Raw genomic sequence first — 26,620 nt, 5'->3', positions numbered from 1 at the left:
GAAGATAATAATTTCAATAGGCTTCGTCTTCAAATTGTTAAATAAGCACGGCCTAGCGGAATCCTAACACCAATTTTGTAGCTAAAAATCGTATTTTTGCGCACAAATGATTTCAATAAACGACTTAACCTTCCGAATTGGCTCCAGAGCCTTATATGACGAAGCCAACTGGCACATCAAACCAGGAGAAAGAATAGGCCTGATTGGTGCTAATGGTACCGGAAAATCCACCCTTCTGAAAATAATTGTTGGCGAGTATGCTCCTTCTGAGGGTACGATCTCCATGTCTAAAGACCTGAAGATCGGCTACCTTAACCAGGATTTACTTTCCTACGACTCGCACCATAGTATTCTACATGTTGCCATGGAGGCATTCGAGCGCCAGAACAGACTACACGACGAGATCGAAGAATTATTGAAGAAGATTGAAACGGATTATTCGGAGGAAGTCTTAAATAAACTGAGTGATAAACAACAGGAATTTGAAGCTTTAGACGGTTACAATATCGAGTACCGCGCTAACGAAATTCTTGCCGGCCTAGGCTTCAGCGCAGATGATCAGCACAGACCATTAAACACCTTCTCCGGAGGTTGGAGAATGCGTGTAATGCTGGCCAAGATCCTGCTCCAAACACCAGATATCCTGCTGCTGGATGAGCCGACCAACCACATGGACTTACCTTCCATCAAATGGCTGGAAAACTACTTGATGAGCTTCGAAGGTGCTATCGTCATTGTGTCACACGATAGGTACTTCCTGGATAAAGTTGTAAATAAGATCGTTGAATCGCGCAAAGGAAAATTGACCCCTTATGCCGGTAACTATACCTTCTACCTGGAAGAAAAAGCTTTGAGGGGGGAAATCCAAAAAGGCGAGTTTAAAAATCAACAGGCTAAGATCAAACAGGAAGAGCGTTTAATTGAACGTTTTAAAGCCAAAGCTTCTAAAGCTAAAATGGCGCAATCCCGTATGAAAGCCCTTGACAAAATGGAACGGGTGGAGGATGTTGACGACGACAATCCAACAGTAAACTTTAAATTTAAGTTCTCTAAACCATCGGGTCGCCACGTCATTAAAATCGAAGGTGCGAACAAAAGCTATCCAAACGTAGAGATACTGAGAAATGCGGAAGGTTTGATCGAGAAAGGTGATAAGATCGCCTTAATTGGAGCGAACGGTAAAGGTAAATCTACCCTATTACGGATCATTGCAGGTACCGAGAAGTTTGATGGCGCTTGTGAAACCGGTCATAATGTTACCACCACCTTCTTTGCGCAGCACCAGCTGGAGTCTCTTCACCTGGACAATACGATTTTGGAAGAACTTCAGGCATTTGCGCCTAAACATACAGATACCGAGCTTCGTGGTATCCTGGGATGTTTCCTTTTCACCGGAGACGACGTATTTAAAAAGATCCGTGTATTATCCGGAGGGGAGAAATCCAGGGTTGCGCTTGCTAAATCCCTTACTACAGATTCCAACTTCCTGATCCTGGATGAGCCAACCAACCACTTGGACATACAGTCGGTAAACATCCTGATCCAGGCTTTACAGCAATATGAAGGTACGTTCATTGCAGTATCCCACGACAGGTACTTCCTGGATAATGTTGCCAATAAGATCTGGTTCATTGAAAACATGGACATCAAAGAATACCCTGGAACTTACGCGGAATACGAAGAATGGAACAGCAAACGTGTACAACCTGCACCGACACCTATTCCAGTGAAAGCACAGAAAGAGGAAAAACCTAAGGTGCAGGAAAAACCTGTTTCTACGCAAAGCCAGCTAAAAAAGCTGAACGACAAACTGCAGAACATCGAAAAGGAAATTGCGGCATTGGAATCTCAGGTTAAAGCAACAGAAGCGGAACTTGCAGACGATAAGGTTTACGGAGATCAGGCGAAACTTGCCGAGATCAATAAGAAATATCAGGCGGATAAACACCTGCTTGATGCTGCACAGAAATCATGGGAGGCCTTGGCTGCCGAAATCATGGAACTAGAGAACTAACATGAAGAAACTGGCTGGATTGCTCCTGTTAATGGTATCAGGTATTCAACTGGGGATGGCACAACTGGCATTTACCGCCCTAAACAAAGTCTACCGTCCGGAGATCAGCACGGTAATCTGTTACAATCAGGAGAAAGAGCAGTCCACACCAATCATAACACTGAAATCAGCCGAAAGGCTGATTTTTAGTTTTGACGACCTTGAAGGTGGCAGTAAAAACTACTGGTACACGATTGAACATCACACACACGACTGGAAGCCCTCAAACTTGTCGCCAATAGACTACCTGGAGAGTTTTTCTGACGACCGCATCATAGACTATGCTTACTCCTCGAATACTCTTCAAAAGTACACCCATTATAGCTTAAGCCTGCCCAACGAACAGATCAAGCCAAAAATATCCGGCAACTACCTACTCAAAGTTTACCTGGATGGTGATCTTAATAAGCCAGTGATCTCCCAGCGTTTTCATGTGGTCGACAATCGTGTAAATGCAGGTTTAGAGCTGCTCCCAAGCATGCAGGTGCCACTAAGAACATCAAACCAGAAAATCAATGTGAATATCTTTCACAGCGCGGCTATTCAGAACCCCGCTGCCGATGTAAAGGTGGTCGTCACTCAAAATAACATCCCGTATTCTGCAAAGCTTACCACTAAGCCCTCTTCCATCAAACCTGGAGAACTCGGATACAGGGATCCCTATACCAACGACTTCCCTGCGGGAAATGAATTCCGAAAGTTCGACATCAGAAGCCTGCGCACAAAAGCTGAGCATGTGCAAGACATCCAGCAGGATACCATCTATCGGGCCTTGCTTTTTACGGATGCCGCAACCACCGGCAGGTATGTTAGAACTTTTGATGAAAATGGAAACTTCTTTATCCGTAATCAGGATGGCCGTGATGAACATACCGAAAGCGACTATGTACAAGTTACCTTCAGCTTAAAAGCAGGTCAGAACTTAGCGAACAGAGCGATATATGTACTTGGCCGTTTCAACAATTATTCAACCGACCCGGAGTATAAAATGCAGTATAATGCCAGCTCAAACGTATACACATGTACCCTGAGATTGAAACAGGGTCTTTATGACTACAAATATGCAGTGGTAGACGCTGAAATTGGAAAGATCGATGATACCGCATTAGAAGGATCGTATTTTGAAACAGATAACAGCTACCAGGTATTTATCTATTATAAGAGTCCTGGCAGCCGCTGGGAAGAACTTATTGGCTATAGCCAGACGTCCAGATAGAAACACTTTTTCCTTGACAAGAAAAATCTGCCCAACCATTTTCATCTATCACTACAGGCTCCTGCCAAATACCTAAAGCATCGGTAAAGGTCTTGCCGGCATGCCGCTGTCCGATCTCCATAGTTTTAATGCCCTCATCCCCGTTACTCATGACTACTGCCAATCCGGAGTTTGGATTTTCATCGTCCCCTTCTCGGGTCCAGCCTATGCAGTTCGGGTGATCGAAATAATCCCGTTGCAGTCCATGCGCCAGAAACTTTCTGATTCTACTAATTACATGCAGATTTGGTAGTCCGATTAATTCTACCTCCACCTCCTCACCTGCTTCATTTTTATCGCTGTACTTACAACCATAAAGATCCGGGTAAAAGATACAAGGGATACCATGTTCACGCAGCAGGATCAGCGCGTAAGCCAGTGGACGGAACCAGTATTCCACGTACGACTGCAAGGCCTGCAGCGGTTGTGAATCATGGTTATCAACAAAGGTGATGGATAAGAATGGATGTGTTTGTGTTAAGGTGCCGTCGAAGATCTTGCTTAGATCATAGCGTTCTTCTGCCAGGCCCGCAAGGTAGAAATTGGTATGCAGGATAGAGTCGAACAGTTGCATTCGCCCACCGGTTTCTTCAATATAGGCATGCAGCTCTTCAACCTGCGCGGTAACCCAATTTTCAGCCACAATAAAGAACTTCTCGTTAAAAGTCGCATTCATATGATCGATCCACTCGTTCAGAAAATCCGCAGATACGTGTTTAACAGCATCCAAGCGGAAACCCTTCATGCCACAAGTTTTGTAATACCACTCGCCCCAACGTTTCAACTCTTCACGGACTGCAGGATTTCTAAAATCCACATCGTTGAACATCAGGTAATCATAGTTACCAAACTCACCCGAGGGAACCTGCTCCCAGCCATCTCCATAGCTATTCTGAATGGAGAAAATACCCTCCTCCTGCAGATCTGCCGCCCAGTCGATACCACTGAATGCATGATAATCCCAGATAAACGCGGAATATTTTCCTGCCCTGCCTGGGAAGGTAAACTTTGTCCAGGCTTCAATCTCGAATACGTCAGATATAAATTCCTCGCGATTGTGCGGATTCACCCTGCGAACAGGAATCTTTTCCAACTCATCTGCGCCGGCTTTATGGTTTAGCACCACGTCGGCCATCACGGTAATGTGTTTTTCTTGTAAGGTCTTTATCGCTGCGATATACTCCTCGCGCGACCCATATTTGGTTTCTACGCTGCCCTTTTGATCGAATTCTCCCAGGTCGTACAAATCATAGCAGTCATATCCAACAGAGTTCGCGCCCTCTGTAGATTTATAGGCCGGGGGAAACCAAACCATGGTGACACCTAAGTCCTCCAGATGCCCTGCTTCCTTCCTGGCTTTATTCCATAATTTCTCTTCTTCATTGTAATACCAATGAAAATATTGCACCAATGTCTGATTGATCATTCTTTCTGTTTAAAGGCCCCTCCGTCGAAGCAAAAACAATAACATGATGTACTACAATTTGTTTACTTTTGCGGGAATATGAGTTTAAAATCCAAAAATCCAAGTCATTCTTTTACCATCATGAATGAGTTGGTTTTACCCAACGATACAAATACCTTAAATAACCTAATGGGCGGACGGCTGTTGCACTGGATGGATATCGCCGCTGCGATTTCTGCACAAAAGCACTGCAACCGGATCGTGGTCACCGCCTCTGTAGACAACGTGTCGTTCAAGCAGCCGATAAAATTGGGTGACGTAATCACCATTGAAGCAAAGGTTACACGTGCCTTCCACACCTCTGTAGAAGTACGTCTTGATGTCTGGGCAGAGAACATTCCCACAGGTGGACGGGTAAAATCGAATGAAGCCTATTATACTTTCGTTGCAATTGACCAAGGTGGACGTACCATCCCGGTTCCGGAACTGGTTCCAGAAACCACTCAGGAAATTGAACTGTTTGAAGGTGCATTAAGACGCCGCCAGTTAAGATTGATTTTGGCAGGCAAGATGAATCCAAACGATGCACCTGAACTGAGAGCCTTATTTTTTAGAGACTAAGGCTAGTTACCTTTCGCCAGGGACTGTGAAGAAGAATTATTCACAGCCTGGTTGTTAAGTTGTTTTTCAATGGAATAAGCACTCAGGCTATTCAATTCGCGACTATAACTCAGTTTATCATAGTTGATATTTAAAAACTTAGAGTTTCCATTCATGATGCGGAATGAAGAAGCAATGCCATTCAGCGCGGCATTGTAAAATCCAGTGATTATCCTTCCGCTTAGCTCTTCCTCTATGGTCGGATCGTCTTCACCCCACTTCCTCACAGGTTTCATCTTCTTTGAAACCTTTAAGTAACGTGCCTGGTAAGAATCGTGCCCCAGATAGTTCTGGTATTTTGAGCTCTTTGTGATTTCCTTGATCTTGATCGTCTTCACCATTGTAGGACAAAGTGAAACCTTAGACTGATCAGTTTTAATACAAATACTATCCGCAGAAACCTGGTAAAGAATACCCTTAATGGTTTCGCCTGATGTACGAACAACGGCTAAATATGGCTTTACCTGTGCACAAACGTTGGTGGCGACGAAGCACAATATGGCGGTAGATATTTGATAAAGTCGCTTTCTCATATGTTGGATTGTACCCTAAGATATGAATAAAACCGACTTATACAATAAAATGTTTTAAAATTGTCAGAATTTGGTAAACATTATTGAGACATTTCCAGAATTTTGTCAAACTCTGTGTTCTTCAATTTCATTACTGAAAGTCTTCCCTGTTTGATCAATGAAATGTCTGCAAGACTTTCTTCGGCTTTGATTTGCGCCAGACTAACCGGGTTTTTTAATGTTTCCACAGGTGCCAGGTCCACAACAACCCAGTTTGGATCTTCTGTTGTAGGATCCTGATAATACTCCCGAACAACTTTGGCAATCCCCACTACACACTTTCCTTCATTACTGTGATAAAACAAGACCAGGTCGCCCGCTTTCATCTCTTTCATATTGTTGCGCGCCTGGTAGTTCCTAACACCATCCCAAAAAGTACGCCCCTCTTCATTAAATTTTTCCCAACTATATTTAAAAGGCTCAGATTTTACTAAAAAGTAGTTCATACCACAAATTAAAGAAATTTTACACGACACTCTTTAAACACAATGTCAATCTTTATACCCTGCCTGGAAATATCTCGCTAGTAAGCAATGTTAAATGTGAAAGGCATTACAAAAGCCATATCAACTGGTTTCCCTTTGCGACGGCCGGGTATCCAGCCTTTGGCACCCTTAAGTATACGAATCGCCTCCGCAGCCAGTGCAGGATGCACATCATTGATGGCTTGTGCGTCAGTGACTTTACCATTTTTGAGGACCACAAAGCTGATCTGCGCCACACCCGGTACTCGCTTTGATGCGAGTTGAGCCGGATAACGCACATTGCGTATAACATATAAATAGAAATTCTTCATACCACCTTCAAATGTTGGTTTAACCTCCGATTCGGTATATTGGTAGCTGTTTCCTTGTTCATCAACGCTTTGTCCAGACAGCAACTTCCCGTTTTCATAGATCTCCTTATACCGGATAACAGCATCCGACCTTATCTCACCGGTCCACGCGCCATCATATTTACCGTCTTTGATATTCCCCTGAGCGGTGATGTACTTGAAATCAGCGTCGTAAATGACTGCCTGTCCGTTTCCATTTTTGACCAGCGCTTTACCAGCGGAGTCATTAACGGTTTCAACATAAGCTAAACTACTATCCCCAAATTTTGGATGCCGTACGAATTGGTATAGTTTCCCATTTGGATAATAGTGCACCGCGGTATCGACCATGATGCCCCTTATGTAATTCAGCTGTTGTTTCTTAATGCCACTTTCAAAGTAGGCCGTAAAAGCACCATGGTAAACCGGCAAATCCTTTCTGTAAGAATGCGCGGTGCTCCGGACCGCTCCGTTCAGGTAAAATTCCTTCATTGGATACAAGACAGTCTCCTCGTTCCGATCGCTTACGATACGGGTAAAATCTGCTGTTTCCTTACTGATCGCATGATCCCCGTTGTTTTTCAAATAATAGGTCGTTTGACCTAATGCAACTGGCATACCCAACAGCATAAAGCTGATCAGTACCAGATAAAAAGATGCGTTCATTGTAGCGTTAATTTGTCGAAAGATAAAAATTTATGTGGAATGTAAGTAACCTGCATAAGGCTGGAGTCTTCATGTGGGAAAAAATTTCTAAATTAATGTGGTACATCATTTCATCTGCATCGTATGGATCCAAACTTAAAACAGCAAGCCCCATCAGCCCTAAGAAAGTACTTCAGCGGCATCCTATGCCTTCTGTGCCTCTCTGCTTCCACTTTTGCGCAAGGCAAAAAAGACATTACCACATTCATCAGTACACTGGATGTGCAAACGGGGAAAATCGATACCATTTTAATCACCAAGCAACATTTCGAGGCGCCAAACTGGCATCCGGATAATTACTTAATCGTCAATGGCATGGGAAAGCTTCATAGGCTTGATCTAGAAACAAAAACACTTCGCGTCATCAATACCGGCACTGCAACGGAAAACAACAATGATCATGGAATTTCGCCAGATAAGAAATGGCTGGCATTAAGTCATAATGCTAAAACGGATACCTCCACCAAATCCTACAAATCAGCGATCTTTATTGTACCCATTGAAGGTGGAGAACCGAAAAGGGTTACACCCGAGGTGCCTTCCTATTGGCATGGCTGGAGCCCTGATGGTAAGACACTGACTTATTGTGGCGAACGTAATGGAAATTTCGACATCTACACCATTCCGGTGGAAGGTGGAACCGAAAAGCGTTTAACCAGCACTGAGGGGCTTGACGATGGTCCGGAATACTCACCTGATGGAAAATATATTTACTTCAATTCCTACCGCAGCGGTCATATGCAGATCTGGCGTATGCATGCAGACGGAACAAACCCTGAACAACTAACCTTTGACAAAAACTCCAACTGGTTTCCGCATCCAGCACCCGATAACAAGTCTGTGGTTTATCTTGCATATACCTCCGACCAGAAGCAGGAACACCTCTTTGGAAAAGATGTAAAGTTGCGGTTATTGGATCCGGCAACGAAGACTGTTAAAGATCTGACACCAGTGTTCTGTGGTGGACAGGGTACTTTAAACGTTCCCTCCTGGAGTCCGGATAGCAGGAAAATTGCTTTCATCAGCTATACGGTGAAATAGCCAAACATTGAACACCGTCCACACGCAAACAGCTGCCTTAGCGGGCAGCTGTTTATCAATTACCGAGATTTAATCGTGTTATCTGATTGCATTCATGGCAGTTTGGTGTGCCGACATGATAGCTTCCGATGCATACAATTCTGACCTTAGACTTTCAAAGTCGCCCAACTTCAGATTTTTGGTGCTGTTGCTCACCATGGTGCTTTGATCTGCAGTTCCTTTTAACTTCAATGCAGCATCATCTTTCACCACAGTATACAAGCTTTCTGCTGTTGTTTTCATCTTTACGTTGGCGCTGTGGTTCAGGAATAGTTGTAGATACTTCACATCAAAGTTGTTGGTGGTTACCACCTCGGCATCTCCGTAGGCCTCAATTCTTTCCAGATCCTTCAAGGTAATGTTTAATGTCACTGGTGCCGACTCCATCGAGTTAATATATAGTGTTTTTCCGTTGCTTACTACTGATGTTTTCGAAGCGTCGTAGTTTTCAGCGCCTACGATGCTTTGCTGGTCACCTTGTGTTAAAACGATCTTCACATTTCCACTCACCCAGATTCTGTTGAGTTTGGATGCTGAATTGATGTTTACTTTTTTAGCTGGGTCAGCTGCAAATGTTGTTACCACTGTTGAGGTTAATACTACTGCTGCGATTACTGCTGCGAATACGGTTTTGGTTAAATTTTTCATGGCTTTATGCTTTAAATTTTTGTTCTTGTTTTTGTTATTAAGACGCCTTCCCAGCAGAAACGTTGCAGCAAAAAACCGGGTAATATACCAGCATCAGTAACATATAGACCAAAGGCCATTATTCTTCGACGAACAGGCTCGTAATCAGAAACTTCAGCAACAAAAAAAGGCATTCTCATCAGAGAATGCCTTTTTCTTATAGCCTATATTTATTAGCCTTTGGGATTCAATGCCTGGTCAATACGATCAGACAAATCCTCCAGATGGTATTTACTCAGCCCGGAAGCTTGATCTGCAGCCGCCTTAATACTGGTATTAAGTGACTTCAATTCACCTTTAACAACAGATGCAACATCGCTCTGCATGGCAGAAAGCGAGCTGCCCGACCCTGAACTTGTTCTTTGAACCGTCATCGTCAATGTTGAAGGGATTCTATCTGCTGGCTTAATCAAAGCGATCATTTTATCGACATAAGCTTTTTGCAGGTTACGACGATAAAGGTCAATTTCCTTATTAGACTTCAATTCGGTAAAAACAGCGTTATCCATATCTTCAAAGAAATCAGTGATCTTATAAGCCGATTTACCATCTGCAGCTTCAGCCGAAATTAGTTTGGTTAAGGTATTCACACTTAACAAACGGTTTAAAGTCGGTGTTTGTACCTTATTAATCATTTCAAGCGGGTCATCACCTGTATTATCCAGGATCTTTTGATCTATGATCCAGCTTGGCGTATTGAACAATTGCTCCGACAAGAACTTCATTGCGTCCTTCTGCAGGTTTGCAGGATTACGCTCATAGACAGTACCGGATTGTTCAACGGTTTTAGGAGTTTCCAGAATACCTCCAATGTTTTTTGATACGTGGCCCATATACCTGTTGAACTGGGAGGTTAACTGCGTATAGATGCCCTGAAGATCGGTATAGTCTTCATTAGCCGTCTTGGTCCACTCCGGCAAGTTCTTAATAATCACCTTAAGGTTTTTGATCCCGTATGTACTTGCAATCATGGCATTATCGCCCAGATCTTCGCTCTGTGACCGCGGATCATCAGGGTTTGTTTCCGTACCAAACCACAGACGTTTATTCTTAAGCTTCTCAATGGTTAGCTTGTTTAACGCAGGCACCTCTGCCAAAGGTGTTTTAGCTTCAGGCATCAAACGGTATCCCCATTCAATAGCCCAAAGGTCATAGTCACCAATCCTCGGGTATAAGCCGTTCTTCGTGATGTTATCCTCCGGTTGTGCCACATAGTTAAAGCGGGCATAATCCATGATCGAAGGGGTGTGTCCGTTCTTTTCTAAAAAGCCTTTATCACGCAACTTTTCCACCGGTACGGTCGAACTCGAACCGTAATTATGGCGTAACCCCAGGGTATGTCCCACTTCGTGTGAAGATACAAAGCGAATCAAATCACCCATCAATTCATCACTGAACTGCATTTTACGTGCACGTGGATCTACCGCGGCAGTTTGGATCATGTACCAGTCGCGCACCAGCTTCATCACGTTGTGGTACCAGTTGATGTGGCTTTCAATGATCTCACCGCTGCGTGGATCAGCAATACTTGGCCCACTGGCGTTTGAAATTTCGGAAGGCTTGTACACGATGGCGGAATACATCGCATTATCCAGACTCCAGGTAGAATCCTGTTGCTCTGTTGGGGCTTCTTTAGCGATGATCGCATTTTTAAATCCTGCCTTCTCAAAGGCAACTTTCCAGTCATTTACACCGGCAATCAGGTATGGCACCCATTTTTTCGGTGTTGCCGGGTCAATATAGAACACAATTGGTTTTGCAGGTTCTACCAGCTCGCCACGCTTATATTTAGCCATGTCTGCTGGTTTAGGCTCCAGTCTCCATCGTTTGATCAGCTGAATTTCCTTTACACCCTGTGGATTCAAATCAAAGTCGGTGTAACCCACGGTAAAGTAGCCTACACGTGGATCAAAGTAACGCGCTTTCATGGGTACTTTCGGCAAGATCACCATGGAGGTATTAAGTTCCAGCGTAGAAGAGCCTGATGCTCCGCCGCCCATGCTTGAAGAAGATGAACCACCGAATGGTGAACTTGCTGCCGACAGAGCGTATGTTTTAACCGTTCTGATCTCCACATTCATCGGGAAACTGCGGATCCCGCTGATGTAGCTCCGATCAGATTGCATGCTTCCCAGGCGGAAACGGGTTTTTGCTGATGCCGAACTGAAGTTAAAGATCTCATTATCTGAGTTGATGAACGAGGTCATGTCAATGACACTGCCCTTTTTATCCGCTGAAAAAGCGGCGATGTTGAAAGCAGCAGCAATCGCCTGAATGTTGGAGTTCCTTAAACTCTGGTACATCGCCGTTGTGCTGTCAGGCCCATAAGTACGGTAAGAGATCTTACGCATGAATATCCTGTTGTTTGGACCTTTTTCAAAGCGGATCACATTGCTTCCAATCTGGTCACCAGCATAACCAGATGCGGCGCGCACTTCTGCACCGGCCTTAGATATACGGTTTACAACCAAGATGTCGCGGCCAAGGATCGAGTCTGCGATTTCGAAGAAGAACTTATCCTCCAGGCGATGTGTTGTAATCATGCCCTTACGCGTAATTGCTTTCTTGGTGATTACGGTTGCATAAGGTTTGGGTTCCGCCTTACCCGCTGCCGTCATCATGCTCGACGTGCGTTTGCTTGTATCAGCCGTTGCTGGCTTCGTTGTTGTAGGTCGCGTTTGTGCTTGCGCCATGGAGAGCCCCCCCGCCGCGATCAAAGAGAGTAGTAATGTTTTCTTCATTTAAATAGTGGATTCTTAACCCGTAAATATAACGGATTGGGAACCATGAAGAATTGCGGCCATCATAACTTTACAGTTACACTAATGCAGCATCTTGAACAGTAATTCTTTCAATAGCGCACCATCAGTCGTATTACCACTGCTGTCGACACCCTTGCTCTTTAAATCATATTCGCGCAGCAGACTGATGATCTCGAAAGTCTTATTGATGCTGTAGTTCCTGGCGGCAGTCTCGTAATCTTTAAGGAAAAAGGGATTTACCCCAAGTTCTTTCGCGGCATCGTGTTTATTTGCCAGGTAATGATACTTCAGGATCTTTGAAAAGTAGGCATTCAGGTTGGCAAGCACCAGCACCATCGGATTACTCTTGGGGTTGTCCGCAAAGTAATTGATGATCTGATTACACTTAAGTACATTCCGGAATGCCAGTGCTTTCTGCAGTTCAAAAACATTGTACTCTTTACTAATCCCAATGTTTCGTTGAACCAGTTCGGCATCAATCATGGTATTGCTGCTGATATTCAATAACAACTTATCGAGTTCATTGGCGACTTTCGATAGATCTGCGCCAAGGTACTCCGCCATTAATGCAGCAGCCTGTGGTGCGATTTTCGCCCCCCTTTCTTTAACCAGGTTCTCGATCCACTCGGCCAGCTTGTAGTCACGCACCGGATCAGATTGAAACACTACCCCGTTCTTGCTGATGGACTTGAAGATTTTCTTCCGCTTATCGAAGGTGGCATACTTGAACCCGAGTACCAGAATGGTACTGCTAAGCGGCTTCTCGAAGTAATTTTGAACAAACTCCGCGGCCTTACTGCTACCCTCAGTTTCCTTGCTCCACTTCAGATCCTGCGCTTCCTTTACAATGATCACCTGGTATTCAGACATCATCGGGTAACGCTTGGCTGCATTCAGGATGGTGGCCATATCGGTGTCTTTCCCGTAGAGTACCGTCTGGTTAAATCCTTTTTCCATATCGTTCAGGACATGCGCTTCGATGTAATCGATAACCTGATCAATGTAGTAAGGCTCTTCACCATGCAGTAAATAAACGGGTTTGAACTTCCGGGCCTTGATGTCCCGTATGATTTCTGAAGCAGTCATATTATGCCCAAATGTAATTGCTAATTCCTAATTATTAAGGTTATTTTTGCAGAAATGAAGTTTACGCCTACCGAACTTAACCTGCCTGAACATCCATTTAAGATTACATTAAAGGATTCTCAATTTTATATTTTTGACGACATCAGAAAGAAGCACCTGGTATTGACACCTGAAGAATGGGTACGGCAACATTTCATCCAATACCTGATCAACGATAGAAAATTCCCAAAAGCCCTGATCCAGGTAGAAGGCGGACTTAGCTTGAACCAGCTCCAGAAACGAACCGACATCGTTGTATTTAACCACTCCGGAGAACGGATCATGATCGTTGAATGTAAAGCGCCGGAGGTCAAAATCACGCAAGCGGTTTTCGACCAGGCGTCCAGGTATAATTCCGTCCACAAAGCGGCCTGGCTGGTTGTGACCAACGGGCTACGCCATTGTTACGCACGGATAGACCACGAACAATCTAGCTTCCGATTTTGTGAAGCACTTCCCCTTTTCAAAGATCTATAAGCGAAAACCCTGCACAACATTGAACCCGTAACTTAGCCTGATTCTAGGTACACCTGTACAAGGGCTTAAAAACACCTTACACACGTTTTGCGTGGGTAAGGTGTGGGTGAGGTGTGCCTAAGGTCTGGACCAGGTGTGCTTAATTCATATCGCGTAGTTAACAATTCTGCGACTGCTGTAAATCGCATGAACAAAAAAAAGCTGATGCCGTTTTTAGACGACACCAGCTTTCCATGAATTATAAACCTTACAGAATTTAGCCCAAGCTGCTTAGGCTCTCGCGAATGATCGCGATCTTGGATTCGGCATCTGCCTGTTTGTTCCGCTCATTCTGAATGATCTCGGGTTTAGCATTCTGAACAAATCTTTCATTATTCAATTTTGCGTTTACAGACTTCAGGAATCCCTCCAGGTAGTTCAGCTCGCCATTAAGACGTGCTTTCTCCGCTTCTACATCTATATTTTCTTCCAATGGGATATAAAACTCATCACTGCCCACCATGAAGTTCACTGCTCCACTTACCTTATCATTCACGAATTCAACAGCGCTGATGTTAGCCAACTTAAATAAAATATTCATCCACTGTTGGTAATCCACTGCGGAGTTAACCTTAATATTCAAAGGCAGCGCTTCCTTCGGCGACAGCTGTTTGGTATTTCTCACGTTTCGAACACCCGCAACAAGTTCTTTGATCGTTTCTACATCCTTCAACAGCGCGGTATCGATTGTTCCGGGAACCGGGTACGAAGCAACGATAATACAATCCATTTCTTCCTTTTCGCCAAAGATCTCATCATGATAGATCTCTTCGGTAATGAATGGCATAAATGGGTGTAATAAAGAAAGGATCTTTTCGAAATACCCCAGGGTCACTTTCATCGTCTCTGCATCGATTGGATGCTGATATGCAGGTTTGACCATCTCCAGGTACCAGGCACAGAAATCATCCCATACCAGTTTATAAGTGCTCATTACGGCTTCCGACAAACGGTACTGTTTGAAGTTGTCTTCAATTTCAACAAGCGCCTGATTGAACCTGTTTTCAAACCAGTTAATAGCTTGTGTATTTGGATTTTCCAGACCTTCATCCACTTCCCAGCCTTTTACCAGCCTGAATGCGTTCCAGATCTTGTTGGCGAAGTTCCGTCCTTGTTCGCAGTAGCTCTCATCGAACATCAGGTCGTTTCCTGCTGGTGAACATAATAGCATGCCTACACGTACGCCATCAGCACCATACTTCTCGATCAAACCGATAGGATCTGGAGAGTTACCCAAGGACTTAGACATCTTACGACCTAATTTATCGCGTACGATACCGGTCAGGTACACATTGGTAAATGGCTTTTTGCCCATAAACTCATGTCCCGCCATGATCATGCGTGCTACCCAGAAGAACAGGATCTCCGGCGCTGTTACCAGGTCGTTTGTTGGATAGTAATAGTTGATGTCTTTATTGTTTGGATCTTTGAAGCCATCAAACACGGACATTGGCCACAACCAACTGGAGAACCAGGTATCCACCACGTCATCATCCTGGCGTACGAAAGGTTTAAGCTGATGTTTGAATCCGGCCTTTTCCTCTTCCGTAAATACACCATCAATATCTTTAAGCTTCAGGAATTCTTCTAAAGCCTCTTCTTCTGTTTTTGCTACTACCCAGTTGCCTTGATTATCATACCAGGCCGGGATGCGCTGTCCCCACCATAACTGGCGACTGATACACCAGTCTTTAACATTCTCCATCCAGTGACGGTAGGTGTTTACGAACTTCTCAGGAATCAGCTTCACGTCGCCGTTCAGCACATCTTCAAGTGCCGGCTTCGCCATCTCATCCATTTTACAGAACCATTGCAGCGATAACTTCGGCTCAATAGCGGCATCGGTCCTTTCCGAAAAACCAATCTGCGATTTATAGTCTTCTACGTGGTCCAGATGACCAGCTTCTTCCAACAGCACAGCAATCTTTTTCCTTGCGACGAAACGGTCCTCCCCTACAAGCACTACAGCAAGTTCGTTTAAGGTACCATCATCATTCAGAATATCAATTACCGGGAGTTTGTGTTTTACACCCAGCTCATAGTCATTCAAATCATGCGCAGGCGTAACTTTCAAGCAACCGGTACCGAAGTCCATGGTTACATATTCATCTTCAATAATTGGAATCTCGCGATTGATCAGCGGAATAAACACCTTTTTACCTTTCAGGTGGGTATACCTTTCATCATTGGGGTTAATACAAATTGCCGCATCAGCCATAATGGTTTCCGGCCGTGTGGTTGCAACGATCAAGGATTGGTCTGTAGCACCACTTGCTCCAGCGATGGAATACTTGATGTAGTATAACTTCTGGTTCACTTCCTTGCGGATCACTTCTTCATCAGAAACCGCAGTTTTCCCTGCCGGATCCCAGTTCACCATACGGATACCGCGGTAAATGCGGCCCTTTTTATATAGATGTATGAAGGTATCCACAACCGCTTCAGACAGGTCTTCCTCCATGGTGAAACGTGTACGGTCCCAGTCACAGCTCGCGCCAAGCTTCTTCAGCTGTTCGAGGATGATACCGCCGTATTTCTCTTTCCATTCCCAGGCATACTTCATGAACTCTTCTCTGGTGATGTCCTTTTTATTGATGCCGCGTTCCTTAAGCATGGCAACCACCTTGGCTTCTGTTGCAATGGAAGCATGGTCGGTACCAGGAACCCAGCAGGCGTTTTTACCCTGCATACGGGCTTTGCGGATCAATACATCCTGAATGGTGTTGTTGAGCATATGCCCCATGTGCAATACACCTGTGACGTTCGGCGGCGGGATTACAATGGTATAAGGTTCACGCTCGTCTGGTTCGGAGTGGAAAAACTTCTTAGATAGCCAGTAGCTGTACCATTTATCTTCGGTCGATTTCGGGTCGTATTTCGTGGATATGCTCATTATAATATTGAAAATGCTTTTGAAATGCAAAAATAACAAGAAAAAAGCGATTATCAGTTTCGGCGATCATTTCTTTTGAGCGTTAAAGGGTTAGCCGGACTCGAGCGTACGGCCCCTCGCCATGCTGAATATATTCCAATCCGACACAATAAAAAGTGTTAAAATATGTTAATATCATATCAAACCACCAGAGATGAAATCGTTCAAATTATTTCTTTCTTCAGAATCTTTGTTTCGGCGGATCGGTTTAACCAAGATCTACGACTGGTTCAATAAGTAATATTTTCATTAGAACATTCTGATGTTAATTCCAAATTACTACTTTGTGTGCTGATTGCCACTTGATGGCCCGATCACACACCATTTTTATTAAACATATGAAAATACAACACCTTAAAAGCTATTTTGCTGCTTTGGGTATAATCGCTGCGAGCTATTCTGCCAGCGCGCAAGCCCCTAAAAAATTCATTGATCCTGCAAACATGGATCTAAGTGTAAAACCAGGTGACGACTTCTACCAATATGCAAGTGGTACCTGGGTTAAAAACAACCCTGTTCCTGCAAAGGAAACCAGATGGGGTAGTTTCAATGAGCTCAGAGATTTTAACATTAATGCGGTACGTTCACTGGTTGAAGAAGCTGCTGCCGACAAATCAGCACCTGCGGGTTCTGTAAAGCGTCGTGTTGGTGATTTCTATGCTGCTGCGATGGACAGCGCCACGATTGAAAAACTTGGCTACACCCCGATCAAGGCTGATCTTGCAAGAATTAAAAAGATTAAAGATGTTAACGGTGTTATCGACGAAGTGGTTTACATGCGTACCTCCGGTATGGGCGGTCCAATGTTCGGCTTTGGCGTTTCTCAAGACCGGAAAAATGTTGACAATTACCTGCCTTCTTTAAGTCAGGGTGGTACAACCCTCCCGGATCGTGATTATTATCTAAATGATGATGCACGCTCTATAAAGATCCGTGAGGCTTACATGACCTATATGACTACCCTTTTTGGATTAACGGGAAGTAGTCCGGCGGAAGCAAAAGCTAAAGCAGAGAAGGTGATGGCTATCGAGAAGCAATTTGCCGCGGCGCAAATGAGTAGACTGGAGATGCGTGATCCTTATAAAACCTATAACAAATTTGCTGTTGCGGAATTCAGCAAAACCACACCTAAGCTGAACTGGGCAACCTTGTTGACCAAATTCAAAGTTAAGGGTCAGGATACGGTATTGGTTTCCTCCCCTAAATTTTTCACAGCTGTGGACGGTATGTTGACCTCTGTACCCCTTGCGGACTGGAAAACCTACCTGGAATGGAACGTATTAAAGAGTTCTGCAAGCAGCTTGAGCTCTCCTTTTGTACAAGCAAGTTTTGAATTCAACAAAGTTCAAACAGGTCAGCGTGTGCAAACACCAAGGTGGCAAAGAATGTCGTCTTTGACTGACAACAATATCGGTGAGTTACTGGGGCAACTATATGTAGCTAAATACTTCAAACCTGAAGCAAAAGCGCGTATGGATGAAATGATCAAAAATCTGCGTTCAGCTTTCGAGATCAGGATCAAAAACCTGGACTGGATGAGCCCTGAAACCAAGACTAAAGCGCTTGCGAAGCTTCACGCCTTCAGACCTAAAGTGGGTTATCCTGAGAAATGGAAGAACTATGATGGGATGAAGATCACCCGTACCACATACTTTGAAAACCTGAAAAGTGCTGGTGAATGGCGCTATAACGATATGATCGATAAATTGGGCAAGCCGGTAGACCGCACATTGTTCGGCATGACTCCACCTACAGTGAATGCTTATTATAGCCCAACGATGAATGAGATCGTTTTCCCTGCTGGTATTCTCCAGTTCCCATTCTTTGCGCCGGATGCTGATGATGCCATCAATTATGGTGGTATTGGTGCGGTAATCGGGCATGAGATGTCGCACGGCTTTGATGATTCCGGTAGTCAGTACGATAAAGATGGTAACCTTCGTAACTGGTGGACCGCTGAGGATCGTGCAAAATTCGAAGAAAAAGCGAAAGCCTTGGGTGAGCAGTTTGATGCTTACACCGTACTTGATACCGTTCATGTGATTGGTAAATTGACCATGGGTGAAAACATCGGTGACTTAGGAGGTCTAAATGCTGCATATACTGCATTTAAGATGACTAAGCAAGGTCAGTCTAACGAGAAGATCGATGGCTTTACGCCAGATCAGCGTTTCTTCTTGTCATGGGCACAGGTTTGGAGAGGTAACATTCTTCCGGAAAGTGCTGCACAACAGATTAAGACCGATCCGCACTCGCCAGGTGAATTCAGAACCATTGGTGCACCAGTGAATATGGATGCCTGGTATGAAGCGTTTGATGTTAAGCCTGGGGAAAAGTTGTATAAGAAACCTGAGGATAGGATCCGGATGTGGTAATTTGAAATAAATTACTGTAAAAAAAGGTAGTACTGTTCAGCAACTCAAACCTTTGTGAAGAACAAAGTTTTGCAGGTTGCTTCACAGTGCTACTTTTTTTATGGAGTAATACTAGGGGGATTGCCGAAAAATTAGGCGCTTTCTAGTTCAGCGTTATAGCTTTTTGGGGTGATATTATAAGAGCGCCAGAAGAGTGAGCGCTTTATGACTGGTTTGATTTGAGGGCTTTTTGGAGTGATATCAGGGAGCACGACGGAAGAGTAAGCGGTTTGTGAGCTGATTTACAGTTATAGCTTCTTTTGGAGTAATAATAGGGAATGTGCCAAAAGAGTAAGGTCGAGATGCTTGTTAAATTCCTAAAGTTGGGAGATTTCGGCTTGTACTTTTTTAGGGAGTTTACTGATAACCAGGGCACGGGAGATTAAGATCCGCTCCTTGAGTTCTTTGTCGCTGAGGACATCGAAGTTTTGCAAGCAAATCCATTGTCGTTTAGCCATGTGTGGCGCCTGCATGATGCCGTCGCGGGCGACAAGTTCATCGAACTCTTCAGGATCACATTTGAAGGTAATCTGGCCATCATCGAGGGAGGTGATGACGAAGAGCTTTTCATGAATCATAAAGCAGAGGTGTTCACCCCATTTCATACCTTCGGTTGTTCCCGGCAGACTTAGACAGTATGATCTGAAAGATTCGATATCCATTGTAATTGATTTTTATTGGTTAGGAATGTTAGTGGTAATTAAAAGCTAATTTATAAACGTTTGTCTTTAATTCCGGTAATTTTGTGGGATGAATAAGATTATCCTTACGGAAGACGGATCCAAGACACTGTTTAATGAAACCATTGGGGAGCACTACCATTCAACTCGGGGCGCATTGCAGGAAAGCAAACATGTATTTTTGCAGGCGGGGCTGCTGCATACCTCTACCCTCTTCCCGCAGCAGGAGATTTCTATTCTTGAGGTTGGTTTCGGTACAGGACTAAACTTCTTGCTGAGCATGGACTATGCATTGGAACATCGGGTTCCAGTCCGGTATACCGGCATTGAAGCCTTCCCAATCACTGAAGCAGAGTTGCAGGCGACAGATTATCAGCAGTATGTTGCTCCCGCAGTTTGGAAGGCCTATTCAGATCATTACAGTGCGTGTATCGATAACCGGGTTGAACTAATGCCTGGGCTATCACTGGAAATTGTGCAGCGCCCGCTTGCGGAAGTTTCCCCTGTGAACAACCATCATTTAGTTTACTATGATGCTTTTTCCTTGCAATATCAACCCGAAATGTGGAGCAATGACATCATTGAACATACCACGAAGTTTCTACGCCCGGGTGGGGTATTTGTGACCTATGCCATCACAGGTAATCTTAAAAGGGCACTAACTGGTTTTGGCTTTAAAGTCGAAAAGCTGGTCGGCGCGCCTGGTAAAAGGCAGATGCTTCGCGCAACTAAGCTTTGAACGTAAAGTTGACAATCAAAAGTTTAATTGACATTCAAATTTCAAATGTCTAAAACTGCATTCCTTTTATAGGGTTTTATTTACCAGACTTGTTAGCGTTTTATTTACCAGGCTTGGTTTCAGCGGTTCAAATCGGCATGCGAATTGAATGCTGTGCGGAGTCGCTCAGGTCTAAAAATCACAAGACATTATGGAGAAAAGAAAATTAGGAAACACGGACTTAGTGGTCGCACCGATTGCATTCGGGGGTAACGTATTCGGCTGGACCATTGATGAACAAACATCTTTCGGGATTCTTGATCGTTTCAGTGATGCGGGGTTTAACCTCATTGATACCGCCAATGTATATTCCCGATGGAAACCGGGCAACCAGGGGGGCGAATCAGAAACCATCATCGGGAACTGGTTGAAGTCACGAAACAATCGTCAAGAGGTGATCATTGCCACGAAGGTTGGTGCTGACATGGGTACCGGCAAGGACATCAGCAAGGCAAACATTCTGAAAGAAGTGGATAACTCACTGAAAAGATTGCAAACGGACTATATCGACCTTTACTTCTCACATTATGATGATGAGAAAACACCAGTCGAAGAGACACTTGATGCTTATCAGGAGTTGATTAAAGCAGGAAAGGTACGCTCCATCGGGGCTTCGAATTTTTCCGCAGCCCGCTTAAAGGAATCCCTGGATGCGAGTAAAACGTCAGGATTGCCGAAGTACGAGGTATATCAACCGGAATACAACCTTTACAGCCGACAGCAGTACGAAGTTGAATACGAACCTATTGTACAGGAATATCAGCTGGGTGTTACCAATTACTATGCCCTGGCGAGTGGATTTTTAACTGGAAAGTACAGGTCTCAAGCAGATTTGAATAAGAGCCAGCGTGGTGGCGGAATTAAGTCGTTCTTAAATGAGCGTGGATTTAAGATTCTCGAAGCCCTGGATCAGGTTGCGGAGCGCCGGGCTAGTCAGCCTGCAAGTGTTGCCATTGCCTGGTTGATCGCAAGACCATCTGTAACCGCTCCAATCGCAAGTGTTACCAGTATGGAGCAGCTTAAAGACCTGGAGCATGCGGCAAACCTAAAGCTTAGTGCCGAAGACATCCAGCTGCTGGATCAGGCAAGCGACTGGAAGTAGTTTAAAATTTTTACCTTTAGTGCCGGCTTGTTGAATGAACAGGCCGTCATTTTTTAAGATTATGCCAAATTTCATACCCCCTGCAGTAGCAAAAGATCCAGCCGCTGGCTTCCTCAGACTACTGGAAGTCTTAAATACCCTTCGTACGGAATGCCCATGGGATAAAAAACAAACCATGGAAACCTTGCGCCATCTCAGCATTGAGGAAACCTATGAACTTTCTGACGCCATAATGGAAGGCGATATGCAGGAGGTAAAAAAAGAACTCGGCGACGTGATGATGCACCTGGTGTTCTATGCCCGCATTGCGGAAGAACAAGGTGCCTTCGACATCCTGGATGTGCTAAATGGTGTCTGCGAGAAGCTGATTAACCGTCACCCGCATATTTATGGCGACGTTGATGTGCAGAATGAAGACGATGTTAAGCGTAACTGGGAAAAGATTAAGCTAAAAGAAGGCAATAAATCCGTTTTAGGCGGCGTACCCGCATCGCTCCCGGCATTGGTTAAAGCTGCACGTATACAGGAGAAAGCTCGTGGCGTTGGCTTCGACTGGGAGGATAAAACACAGGTATGGGAGAAAGTTGAAGAAGAGCTGCAGGAGTTTAAGGCGGAGTTCAACGTTGAGGACAACAGCGCTATTGATGCTGAAAAAGCGGAAGCAGAATTCGGAGACCTGCTGTTCTCATTAATCAACTATGCAAGATTTATTAAGATCAATCCCGAGAATGCTTTAGAGAAAACAAATAAGAAATTCATTAAACGTTTTCAGTACCTCGAAGAGAAAGCAAAAGAAAACGGCAAGGCCCTACAGGATATGACGCTTGCCGAAATGGATATTTACTGGAATGAAGCAAAGAAGCACTAGCTGTGCTTCTTCTTCATATTCATCTTTAGTTTTTGACCGATACCCAGGTTGTAGTTCTTGGCATTGCTGTCTTTCTTTTCATGGAAAGCACCTCCGCCTGATGGAGCAACATCTTTTTCACCGGATACCATATTTTTGTTGAGTGGCTTCTTAGGTTTACTGCCCTTATCAATCAGGATGTCGTCTGGCAACTCAAGCACTTCCATCTTCTGCCCGATAGATTGTTCAATTTTCCGAATAAGGCCAAGCTCCAGGTCGGTTGCAAAGGTAATGGAGACCACCTCCTCTTCACTGTCTTGGTTTTTAATGATCCGGCCTAAGAAAGTTTCCTTCTCTTCAGGTACTTCAAAGTGGAAGATGAAGGGAATGCCGGTTAAATCCAGCTCCGCTGCACCCTCATTTGCGACCACAATCACCCTTGCTGCAGGCTCGGCTTTGAAATCCTCAAAATCGTCGAAGCCATTTTCATCAAAGTGTAGCGGCTTCAGCATTGAAAATTCACCTTCCTTCTGGCTCTCCAGGCTCTTCGCCAGCTTTTGGGCATTCAATCTGGTATTTACAAATACGACTACTTTGCTGAATACCTCATCATCCCGCAACATGCTATGTAAGAGATTTACCTTGGTTTTGTAGTTTGGAACCTGATAAAGCAGTTGAGTCACGACCTCCGCCTGATCATTTTCGAATTCTTCCACTTCAAGCAGGGTTGGGAAGTTCATAAACTGATCCGTTAGCTTGAACAACTTATCATGCACCACCTCAGTAAATACCAGGTGCTGACATTTTCCGGCACTGCGGGCCAGTTCCGCAACAGGTAGCTGCATGCCTTGTTTAACGATCAGGTCGGCATCATCTACGATGAAGGTCTGTAGCTTGCTCAGGTTCAGTCCCAGTTTCAGGTAAACCGCCCTCGCTCTCGTTGGTGTTGCAACAACGATATCTACACCTAAAGCAAGTTCACTCACTTCAGCATCTGTCCCGCCGGTGCCGTAAAGACCCATGATGTTCAAATCCCGGTTTTTGCTTAAAGAAACAAACTGATCAATCACTGCAATTGCACGCTCCTTATCCGCTACTAAAATCAACACTTTGGGCGCGTCGTCTTTAGTATATTTCAATCGCATTAATACACCCAATACATAGGTGGTTGTTTTACCGGATTTCTCTGGCGCAACTGCTATAATATCCTGTCCACCAAGGATCCTTGACATTGCTTTAAGTTGAATAGCCTTCGGTGTAAGGTATCCGGCATCAGTCATGGCGATTACCAGCGACTTACTTAACTTTAATTTATCTAACGACACGCTTCTTTCTTTTTAGTATTTCTGCAAAATTACACAATTCCCTCAACTATCGTTGCAGGGAATATTGGCAGCCCGGATGTAATGCTGGAGGCTTCTCCTGCAGCTGTAACATTATCGGTGTCCCTTGATCTAAACTGACATGGAATTCCCGCTTTCTAACCAACTAACTACAGCTATTAACAGGAAGTACCTGCTATTCGGCTTTATTCTTCTCAAGTTTGTTTTGACCTATGTTCTGATTCATCCGGTTTATGATTTACAACGCGATGAGTATCTGCATCTGGATCAGGCGAACCATCTGGCATGGGGTTACACTTCAGTGCCTCCATTTACTTCCTGGGTATCCTGGATTATAAAAGCATTGGGTAATTCCGTTTTTTGGGTGAAGTTCTTTCCCGCGCTATTTGGTGCAATTACAACCGTCTTGGTCTGGAAAATCATAGAAACCCTTAAGGGTGGCCTTTTTGCCTTAGTATTGGGCGCTATTGCAGTAACATTTTCGGTGGTTAGCAGGGTAAATATTCTTTATCAGCCCAATTCCTTTGATGTCCTGAGCTGGACGCTGATGTATTTTTTGCTCATCCGGTACATCAGTACAGGCGCTCCAAAATGGTTGTGGCTACTTGGCGCAGGCTTTGCGCTCGGCTTCCTGAACAAGTACAATGTTCTATTTCTTCTGCTTGGAACCTTGCCTGCACTTTTGATCACGGGACAACACCGGATACTGCTGAAAAGAGATTTCTACATTGCAATCGGTATTGCTCTGCTCGTGATTCTGCCCAACCTGCTGTGGCAATACAACAACGATTTCCCGGTGATCAGGCACATGAAAGAACTAAGTCGCACACAGTTGGTGAATGTACGAATAAGCGATTATCTGACCGACCAGTTTCTATATTTTGCAGGCACCATATACGTGTTGATTGCCGGTCTAATTTCCTTACTGATTTACAAGCCTTTTAAGCCGTATCGCTTTGTATTCTTTTCCTTTCTCTTCACGACATTGCTGTTCCTGTATTTCCGGGCGAAAAGCTATTACGCCATAGGATTGTACCCGGTTTTACTTGCATTTGGATCCGTTTACCTGGAAGAAGTGCTTAAGAAAAACTGGTTAAAATATCTCCGGCCATTGTGCCTATTGCTTCCAGTACTGGTTTTTATCCCTTTGGTAAAGGAGGCATTTCCAATTTATACACCTCAGACCCTGGAGCAAACCGCAGCTCGCAGGGGTAAGATGCACCGATGGGAAGATGGAAAAGAATACACACTGCAACAAGATTTCGCCGATATGCTGGGTTGGCGGGAGCTGGCCAGGAAGGTAGATAGTGTTTATGCAAGCATACCGGATAAGCGTTCAGTTCTTGTCTTCTGCGACAACTATGGTCAGGCTGGCGCGATTAACTATTACAAGAAAAATGAGGCCTACCGTGCGCAATCTTTCAACGCGGATTACATCAACTGGTACAAAAGTGAACCCGTAGTTAGGATCATCCGCATCAAAGAATATCATGATGATCCAACACGGCTTGAAGGTGAACACACCTTGTTCGAACAGGTGTATTTAGCCGGGCAAATTGACAATAAGTATGCGAGAGAGTTTAAAACCGAGATCTATATTCTGGAGCAGCCAAAAGCAGACATCAGAAAGTTTTTAGAAGAGGAACGCCGGGACTTACTTAAACCTGATGGCCTTTAATGGAGAGATCTTGCTCACGAGCAATGAAGGCAGGATCAGCACAATCAGACAGATCAGTAATGTCGCGAGGTTCAGCAGGAATACGTCCAGAAAATGGAATTCTACAGGTACATAGGACAGGTAATATGAACCTTGTTCCAGACTAAACACATGAGTGAATTGCTGCAGGAAGCCGAGTCCAAGACCAAGGATGTTGCCGAGCAGCAGACCAAAGCCGACCAGGTACATCGCGTTATACAGGAATACTTTCATGATGCTGTAGTTGGTCATACCGAATGCTTTTAACATCCCGATCATGTTGGTTCTTTCCAGAATCATGATCAGTAAGGCTGTGATCATGTTGATCACCCCAACGGTCATCATCAGGACCAATAATACTTTCGTATTTACATCAAGCAGCGACAACCAGGTAAAGATATTTGGAAAATAAGCTGTTACTGTTTCCGCCTTTAGCTTCATCTCCAGGTTTTCGTAGATCTCATCAGTGACTTTATCCAGTTCCTGGAATTTTTTGATTCGGACTTCAATGCCACCAACTTCTTCCGGAGACCACTTATTTAGCCGCCTGATTAGGTTAAGATCGCCAAGTACAAAACTTCTATCTACTTCATCCACCCCGATGGAATAAATACCCACAATTTTCAACGGGCGCTTCCTGGGCGGCTCATTGCTGTCCTGCATAAGAAAGTGCATAATGAAATCATCACCAACTTTCAGCTTCAGCCGGTTAGCGGTGTACTGCGAGATCATCACCTGTCTGCCTGTTTTTGAAGGATCAGAAAAGTCGAGCACCTTGCCACTTACCAGGTGCTGCTTGAGGTAGTCCCAATTATAGGTACTATCTACACCTTTAAAGTTGATGCCTTCAATTTCCTCATTGGCGGAAATGATGGCTGGCTTGGTTGCGTAGGGTTGGAAATAAACAATGTCTTTGTTGGCCTTTAGGTCGGCATAGGTTTTGGCCTCGGGCACGAATGGGGAGAGTTCAAAGGAATTATTCAGGTCCAGTTTATAGATGCGGATGTCGCCTACATAACCTCGAACTTTCTCCTGGATTTCAGTTTTAAATCCTTTGATGATGGCAATGGAAAGCATCATTACGGCAAGGCTGAGCATTACACCTGATATGGCGATGCGGACAATCAGCTTGGAGAACGTACGTTCAGATTTTATAGCGATGCGCCTGGCAATGAAATATTCTGTGTTCAAATT

General features: G+C 44.4%; 21 protein-coding genes. 10 read left to right on the top strand and 11 right to left on the bottom strand.

The window, feature by feature from the left end; genetic code table 11:
- Window positions 1-106 precede the first annotated feature (106 nt).
- Together ACTHQF_RS10935 and ACTHQF_RS10930 are read left to right on the top strand one after the other, a co-directional pair.
- Window positions 107-2,014: an ABC-F family ATP-binding cassette domain-containing protein gene (locus ACTHQF_RS10935; protein ID WP_440430255.1), complete on the top strand. Its 1,908-nt coding sequence runs from the start codon at window positions 107-109 to the stop codon at window positions 2,012-2,014.
- Window position 2,015: 1 nt separating this feature from the next.
- Window positions 2,016-3,269 carry a DUF5103 domain-containing protein gene (locus tag ACTHQF_RS10930; RefSeq protein ID WP_440430254.1) on the top strand — a complete coding sequence of 418 codons (1,254 nt, stop codon included), beginning with the start codon at window positions 2,016-2,018 and terminating at the stop codon, window positions 3,267-3,269.
- Here ACTHQF_RS10930 and ACTHQF_RS10925 read toward each other — a convergent pair.
- A complete protein-coding gene (locus ACTHQF_RS10925) occupies window positions 3,241-4,734 on the bottom strand; it encodes an alpha-amylase (protein ID WP_440430253.1) in 1,494 nt (497 codons plus the stop codon). The two genes, ACTHQF_RS10930 and ACTHQF_RS10925, sit on opposite strands and share 29 nt — an antisense overlap.
- A gap of 78 nt (window positions 4,735-4,812) precedes the next feature.
- On the opposite strand from ACTHQF_RS10925, the gene ACTHQF_RS10920 reads away from it, so the two are divergent.
- The gene (locus tag ACTHQF_RS10920) at window positions 4,813-5,334 is read left to right on the top strand and encodes an acyl-CoA thioesterase (protein WP_440430252.1); all 522 of its coding nucleotides are present in this window, start codon (window positions 4,813-4,815) and stop codon (window positions 5,332-5,334) included.
- A gap of 2 nt (window positions 5,335-5,336) precedes the next feature.
- Here the strand turns inward: ACTHQF_RS10920 and ACTHQF_RS10915 are convergent, their stop codons facing one another.
- The 3 genes from ACTHQF_RS10915 to ACTHQF_RS10905 all read right to left on the bottom strand — a co-directional run bounded on the left by ACTHQF_RS10915 (window position 5,337) and on the right by ACTHQF_RS10905 (window position 7,425).
- The gene (locus ACTHQF_RS10915; protein WP_440430251.1) at window positions 5,337-5,906 is read right to left on the bottom strand and encodes a hypothetical protein; all 570 of its coding nucleotides are present in this window, start codon (window positions 5,904-5,906) and stop codon (window positions 5,337-5,339) included.
- 80 nt (window positions 5,907-5,986) lie between these two features.
- Entirely contained in the window at window positions 5,987-6,391 is a 405-nt protein-coding gene (locus ACTHQF_RS10910; RefSeq protein ID WP_440430250.1) for an EVE domain-containing protein, read from the bottom strand.
- Between the two features lie 77 nt (window positions 6,392-6,468).
- Complete coding sequence (locus ACTHQF_RS10905) at window positions 6,469-7,425, bottom strand: TonB family protein (protein ID WP_440430249.1); 957 nt, start codon at window positions 7,423-7,425, stop codon at window positions 6,469-6,471.
- 123 nt (window positions 7,426-7,548) lie between these two features.
- Here ACTHQF_RS10905 and ACTHQF_RS10900 point away from each other — a divergent pair, with 123 nt between their 5' ends.
- On the top strand, window positions 7,549-8,505 hold the full coding sequence (locus tag ACTHQF_RS10900) for a TolB family protein (RefSeq protein WP_440430248.1): 957 nt from the start codon (window positions 7,549-7,551) through the stop codon (window positions 8,503-8,505).
- Between the two features lie 78 nt (window positions 8,506-8,583).
- On the opposite strand, the gene ACTHQF_RS10895 is transcribed toward ACTHQF_RS10900, so the two are convergent.
- The 3 genes from ACTHQF_RS10895 to holA form a co-directional block, all read right to left on the bottom strand.
- Window positions 8,584-9,192, bottom strand: coding sequence for a GIN domain-containing protein (locus ACTHQF_RS10895; protein ID WP_440430247.1), 609 nt, complete (start codon window positions 9,190-9,192; stop codon window positions 8,584-8,586).
- Between the two features lie 212 nt (window positions 9,193-9,404).
- Window positions 9,405-11,972: a zinc-dependent metalloprotease gene (locus tag ACTHQF_RS10890; protein ID WP_440430246.1), complete on the bottom strand. Its 2,568-nt coding sequence runs from the start codon at window positions 11,970-11,972 to the stop codon at window positions 9,405-9,407.
- Between the two features lie 81 nt (window positions 11,973-12,053).
- Window positions 12,054-13,079: a DNA polymerase III subunit delta gene (gene holA, locus ACTHQF_RS10885; RefSeq protein ID WP_440430245.1), complete on the bottom strand. Its 1,026-nt coding sequence runs from the start codon at window positions 13,077-13,079 to the stop codon at window positions 12,054-12,056.
- Between the two features lie 54 nt (window positions 13,080-13,133).
- Between holA and ACTHQF_RS10880 the strand changes: the two genes are divergently transcribed.
- Window positions 13,134-13,595 (top strand): type I restriction enzyme HsdR N-terminal domain-containing protein, encoded by a 462-nt coding sequence (locus ACTHQF_RS10880; RefSeq protein ID WP_440430244.1) that lies wholly within the window; start codon window positions 13,134-13,136, stop codon window positions 13,593-13,595.
- 256 nt (window positions 13,596-13,851) lie between these two features.
- On the opposite strand, the gene ACTHQF_RS10875 is transcribed toward ACTHQF_RS10880, so the two are convergent.
- Window positions 13,852-16,527, bottom strand: a complete 2,676-nt coding sequence (locus tag ACTHQF_RS10875; protein ID WP_440430243.1) for a valine--tRNA ligase — start codon at window positions 16,525-16,527, stop codon at window positions 13,852-13,854.
- 377 nt (window positions 16,528-16,904) lie between these two features.
- Between ACTHQF_RS10875 and ACTHQF_RS10870 the strand changes: the two genes are divergently transcribed.
- Complete coding sequence (locus tag ACTHQF_RS10870) at window positions 16,905-18,941, top strand: M13 family metallopeptidase (RefSeq protein WP_440430242.1); 2,037 nt, start codon at window positions 16,905-16,907, stop codon at window positions 18,939-18,941.
- A gap of 356 nt (window positions 18,942-19,297) precedes the next feature.
- On the opposite strand, the gene ACTHQF_RS10865 is transcribed toward ACTHQF_RS10870, so the two are convergent.
- Entirely contained in the window at window positions 19,298-19,642 is a 345-nt protein-coding gene (locus ACTHQF_RS10865) for an MmcQ/YjbR family DNA-binding protein (protein ID WP_440430241.1), read from the bottom strand.
- Between the two features lie 88 nt (window positions 19,643-19,730).
- On the opposite strand from ACTHQF_RS10865, the gene mnmD reads away from it, so the two are divergent.
- The 3 genes from mnmD to mazG all read left to right on the top strand — a co-directional run bounded on the left by mnmD (window position 19,731) and on the right by mazG (window position 22,408).
- Window positions 19,731-20,399, top strand: coding sequence for a tRNA (5-methylaminomethyl-2-thiouridine)(34)-methyltransferase MnmD (gene mnmD / locus ACTHQF_RS10860; RefSeq protein ID WP_440430240.1), 669 nt, complete (start codon window positions 19,731-19,733; stop codon window positions 20,397-20,399).
- A gap of 190 nt (window positions 20,400-20,589) precedes the next feature.
- Window positions 20,590-21,540 (top strand): aldo/keto reductase, encoded by a 951-nt coding sequence (locus ACTHQF_RS10855; protein WP_440430239.1) that lies wholly within the window; start codon window positions 20,590-20,592, stop codon window positions 21,538-21,540.
- Between the two features lie 61 nt (window positions 21,541-21,601).
- Window positions 21,602-22,408, top strand: a complete 807-nt coding sequence (gene mazG, locus ACTHQF_RS10850; RefSeq protein WP_440430238.1) for a nucleoside triphosphate pyrophosphohydrolase — start codon at window positions 21,602-21,604, stop codon at window positions 22,406-22,408.
- On the opposite strand, the gene ACTHQF_RS10845 is transcribed toward mazG, so the two are convergent.
- Window positions 22,405-23,712: a DEAD/DEAH box helicase gene (locus tag ACTHQF_RS10845; RefSeq protein WP_440430237.1), complete on the bottom strand. Its 1,308-nt coding sequence runs from the start codon at window positions 23,710-23,712 to the stop codon at window positions 22,405-22,407. The two genes, mazG and ACTHQF_RS10845, sit on opposite strands and share 4 nt — an antisense overlap.
- A 139-nt stretch (window positions 23,713-23,851) precedes the next feature.
- On the opposite strand from ACTHQF_RS10845, the gene ACTHQF_RS10840 reads away from it, so the two are divergent.
- Window positions 23,852-25,408, top strand: a complete 1,557-nt coding sequence (locus tag ACTHQF_RS10840) for a glycosyltransferase family 39 protein (protein ID WP_440430236.1) — start codon at window positions 23,852-23,854, stop codon at window positions 25,406-25,408.
- On the opposite strand, the gene ACTHQF_RS10835 is transcribed toward ACTHQF_RS10840, so the two are convergent.
- On the bottom strand, window positions 25,385-26,617 hold the full coding sequence (locus tag ACTHQF_RS10835; protein ID WP_440430235.1) for an ABC transporter permease: 1,233 nt from the start codon (window positions 26,615-26,617) through the stop codon (window positions 25,385-25,387). The genes ACTHQF_RS10840 and ACTHQF_RS10835 overlap by 24 nt on opposite strands.
- Window positions 26,618-26,620 lie beyond the last annotated feature (3 nt).

Origin of the sequence: Pedobacter sp. SAFR-022 (assembly GCF_051965375.1) — a bacterium.
GTDB lineage: Bacteria > Bacteroidota > Bacteroidia > Sphingobacteriales > Sphingobacteriaceae > Pedobacter.
Note: the sequence above shows the minus strand (reverse complement) of the source record. Positions and strands in the feature narration are given on the sequence as shown.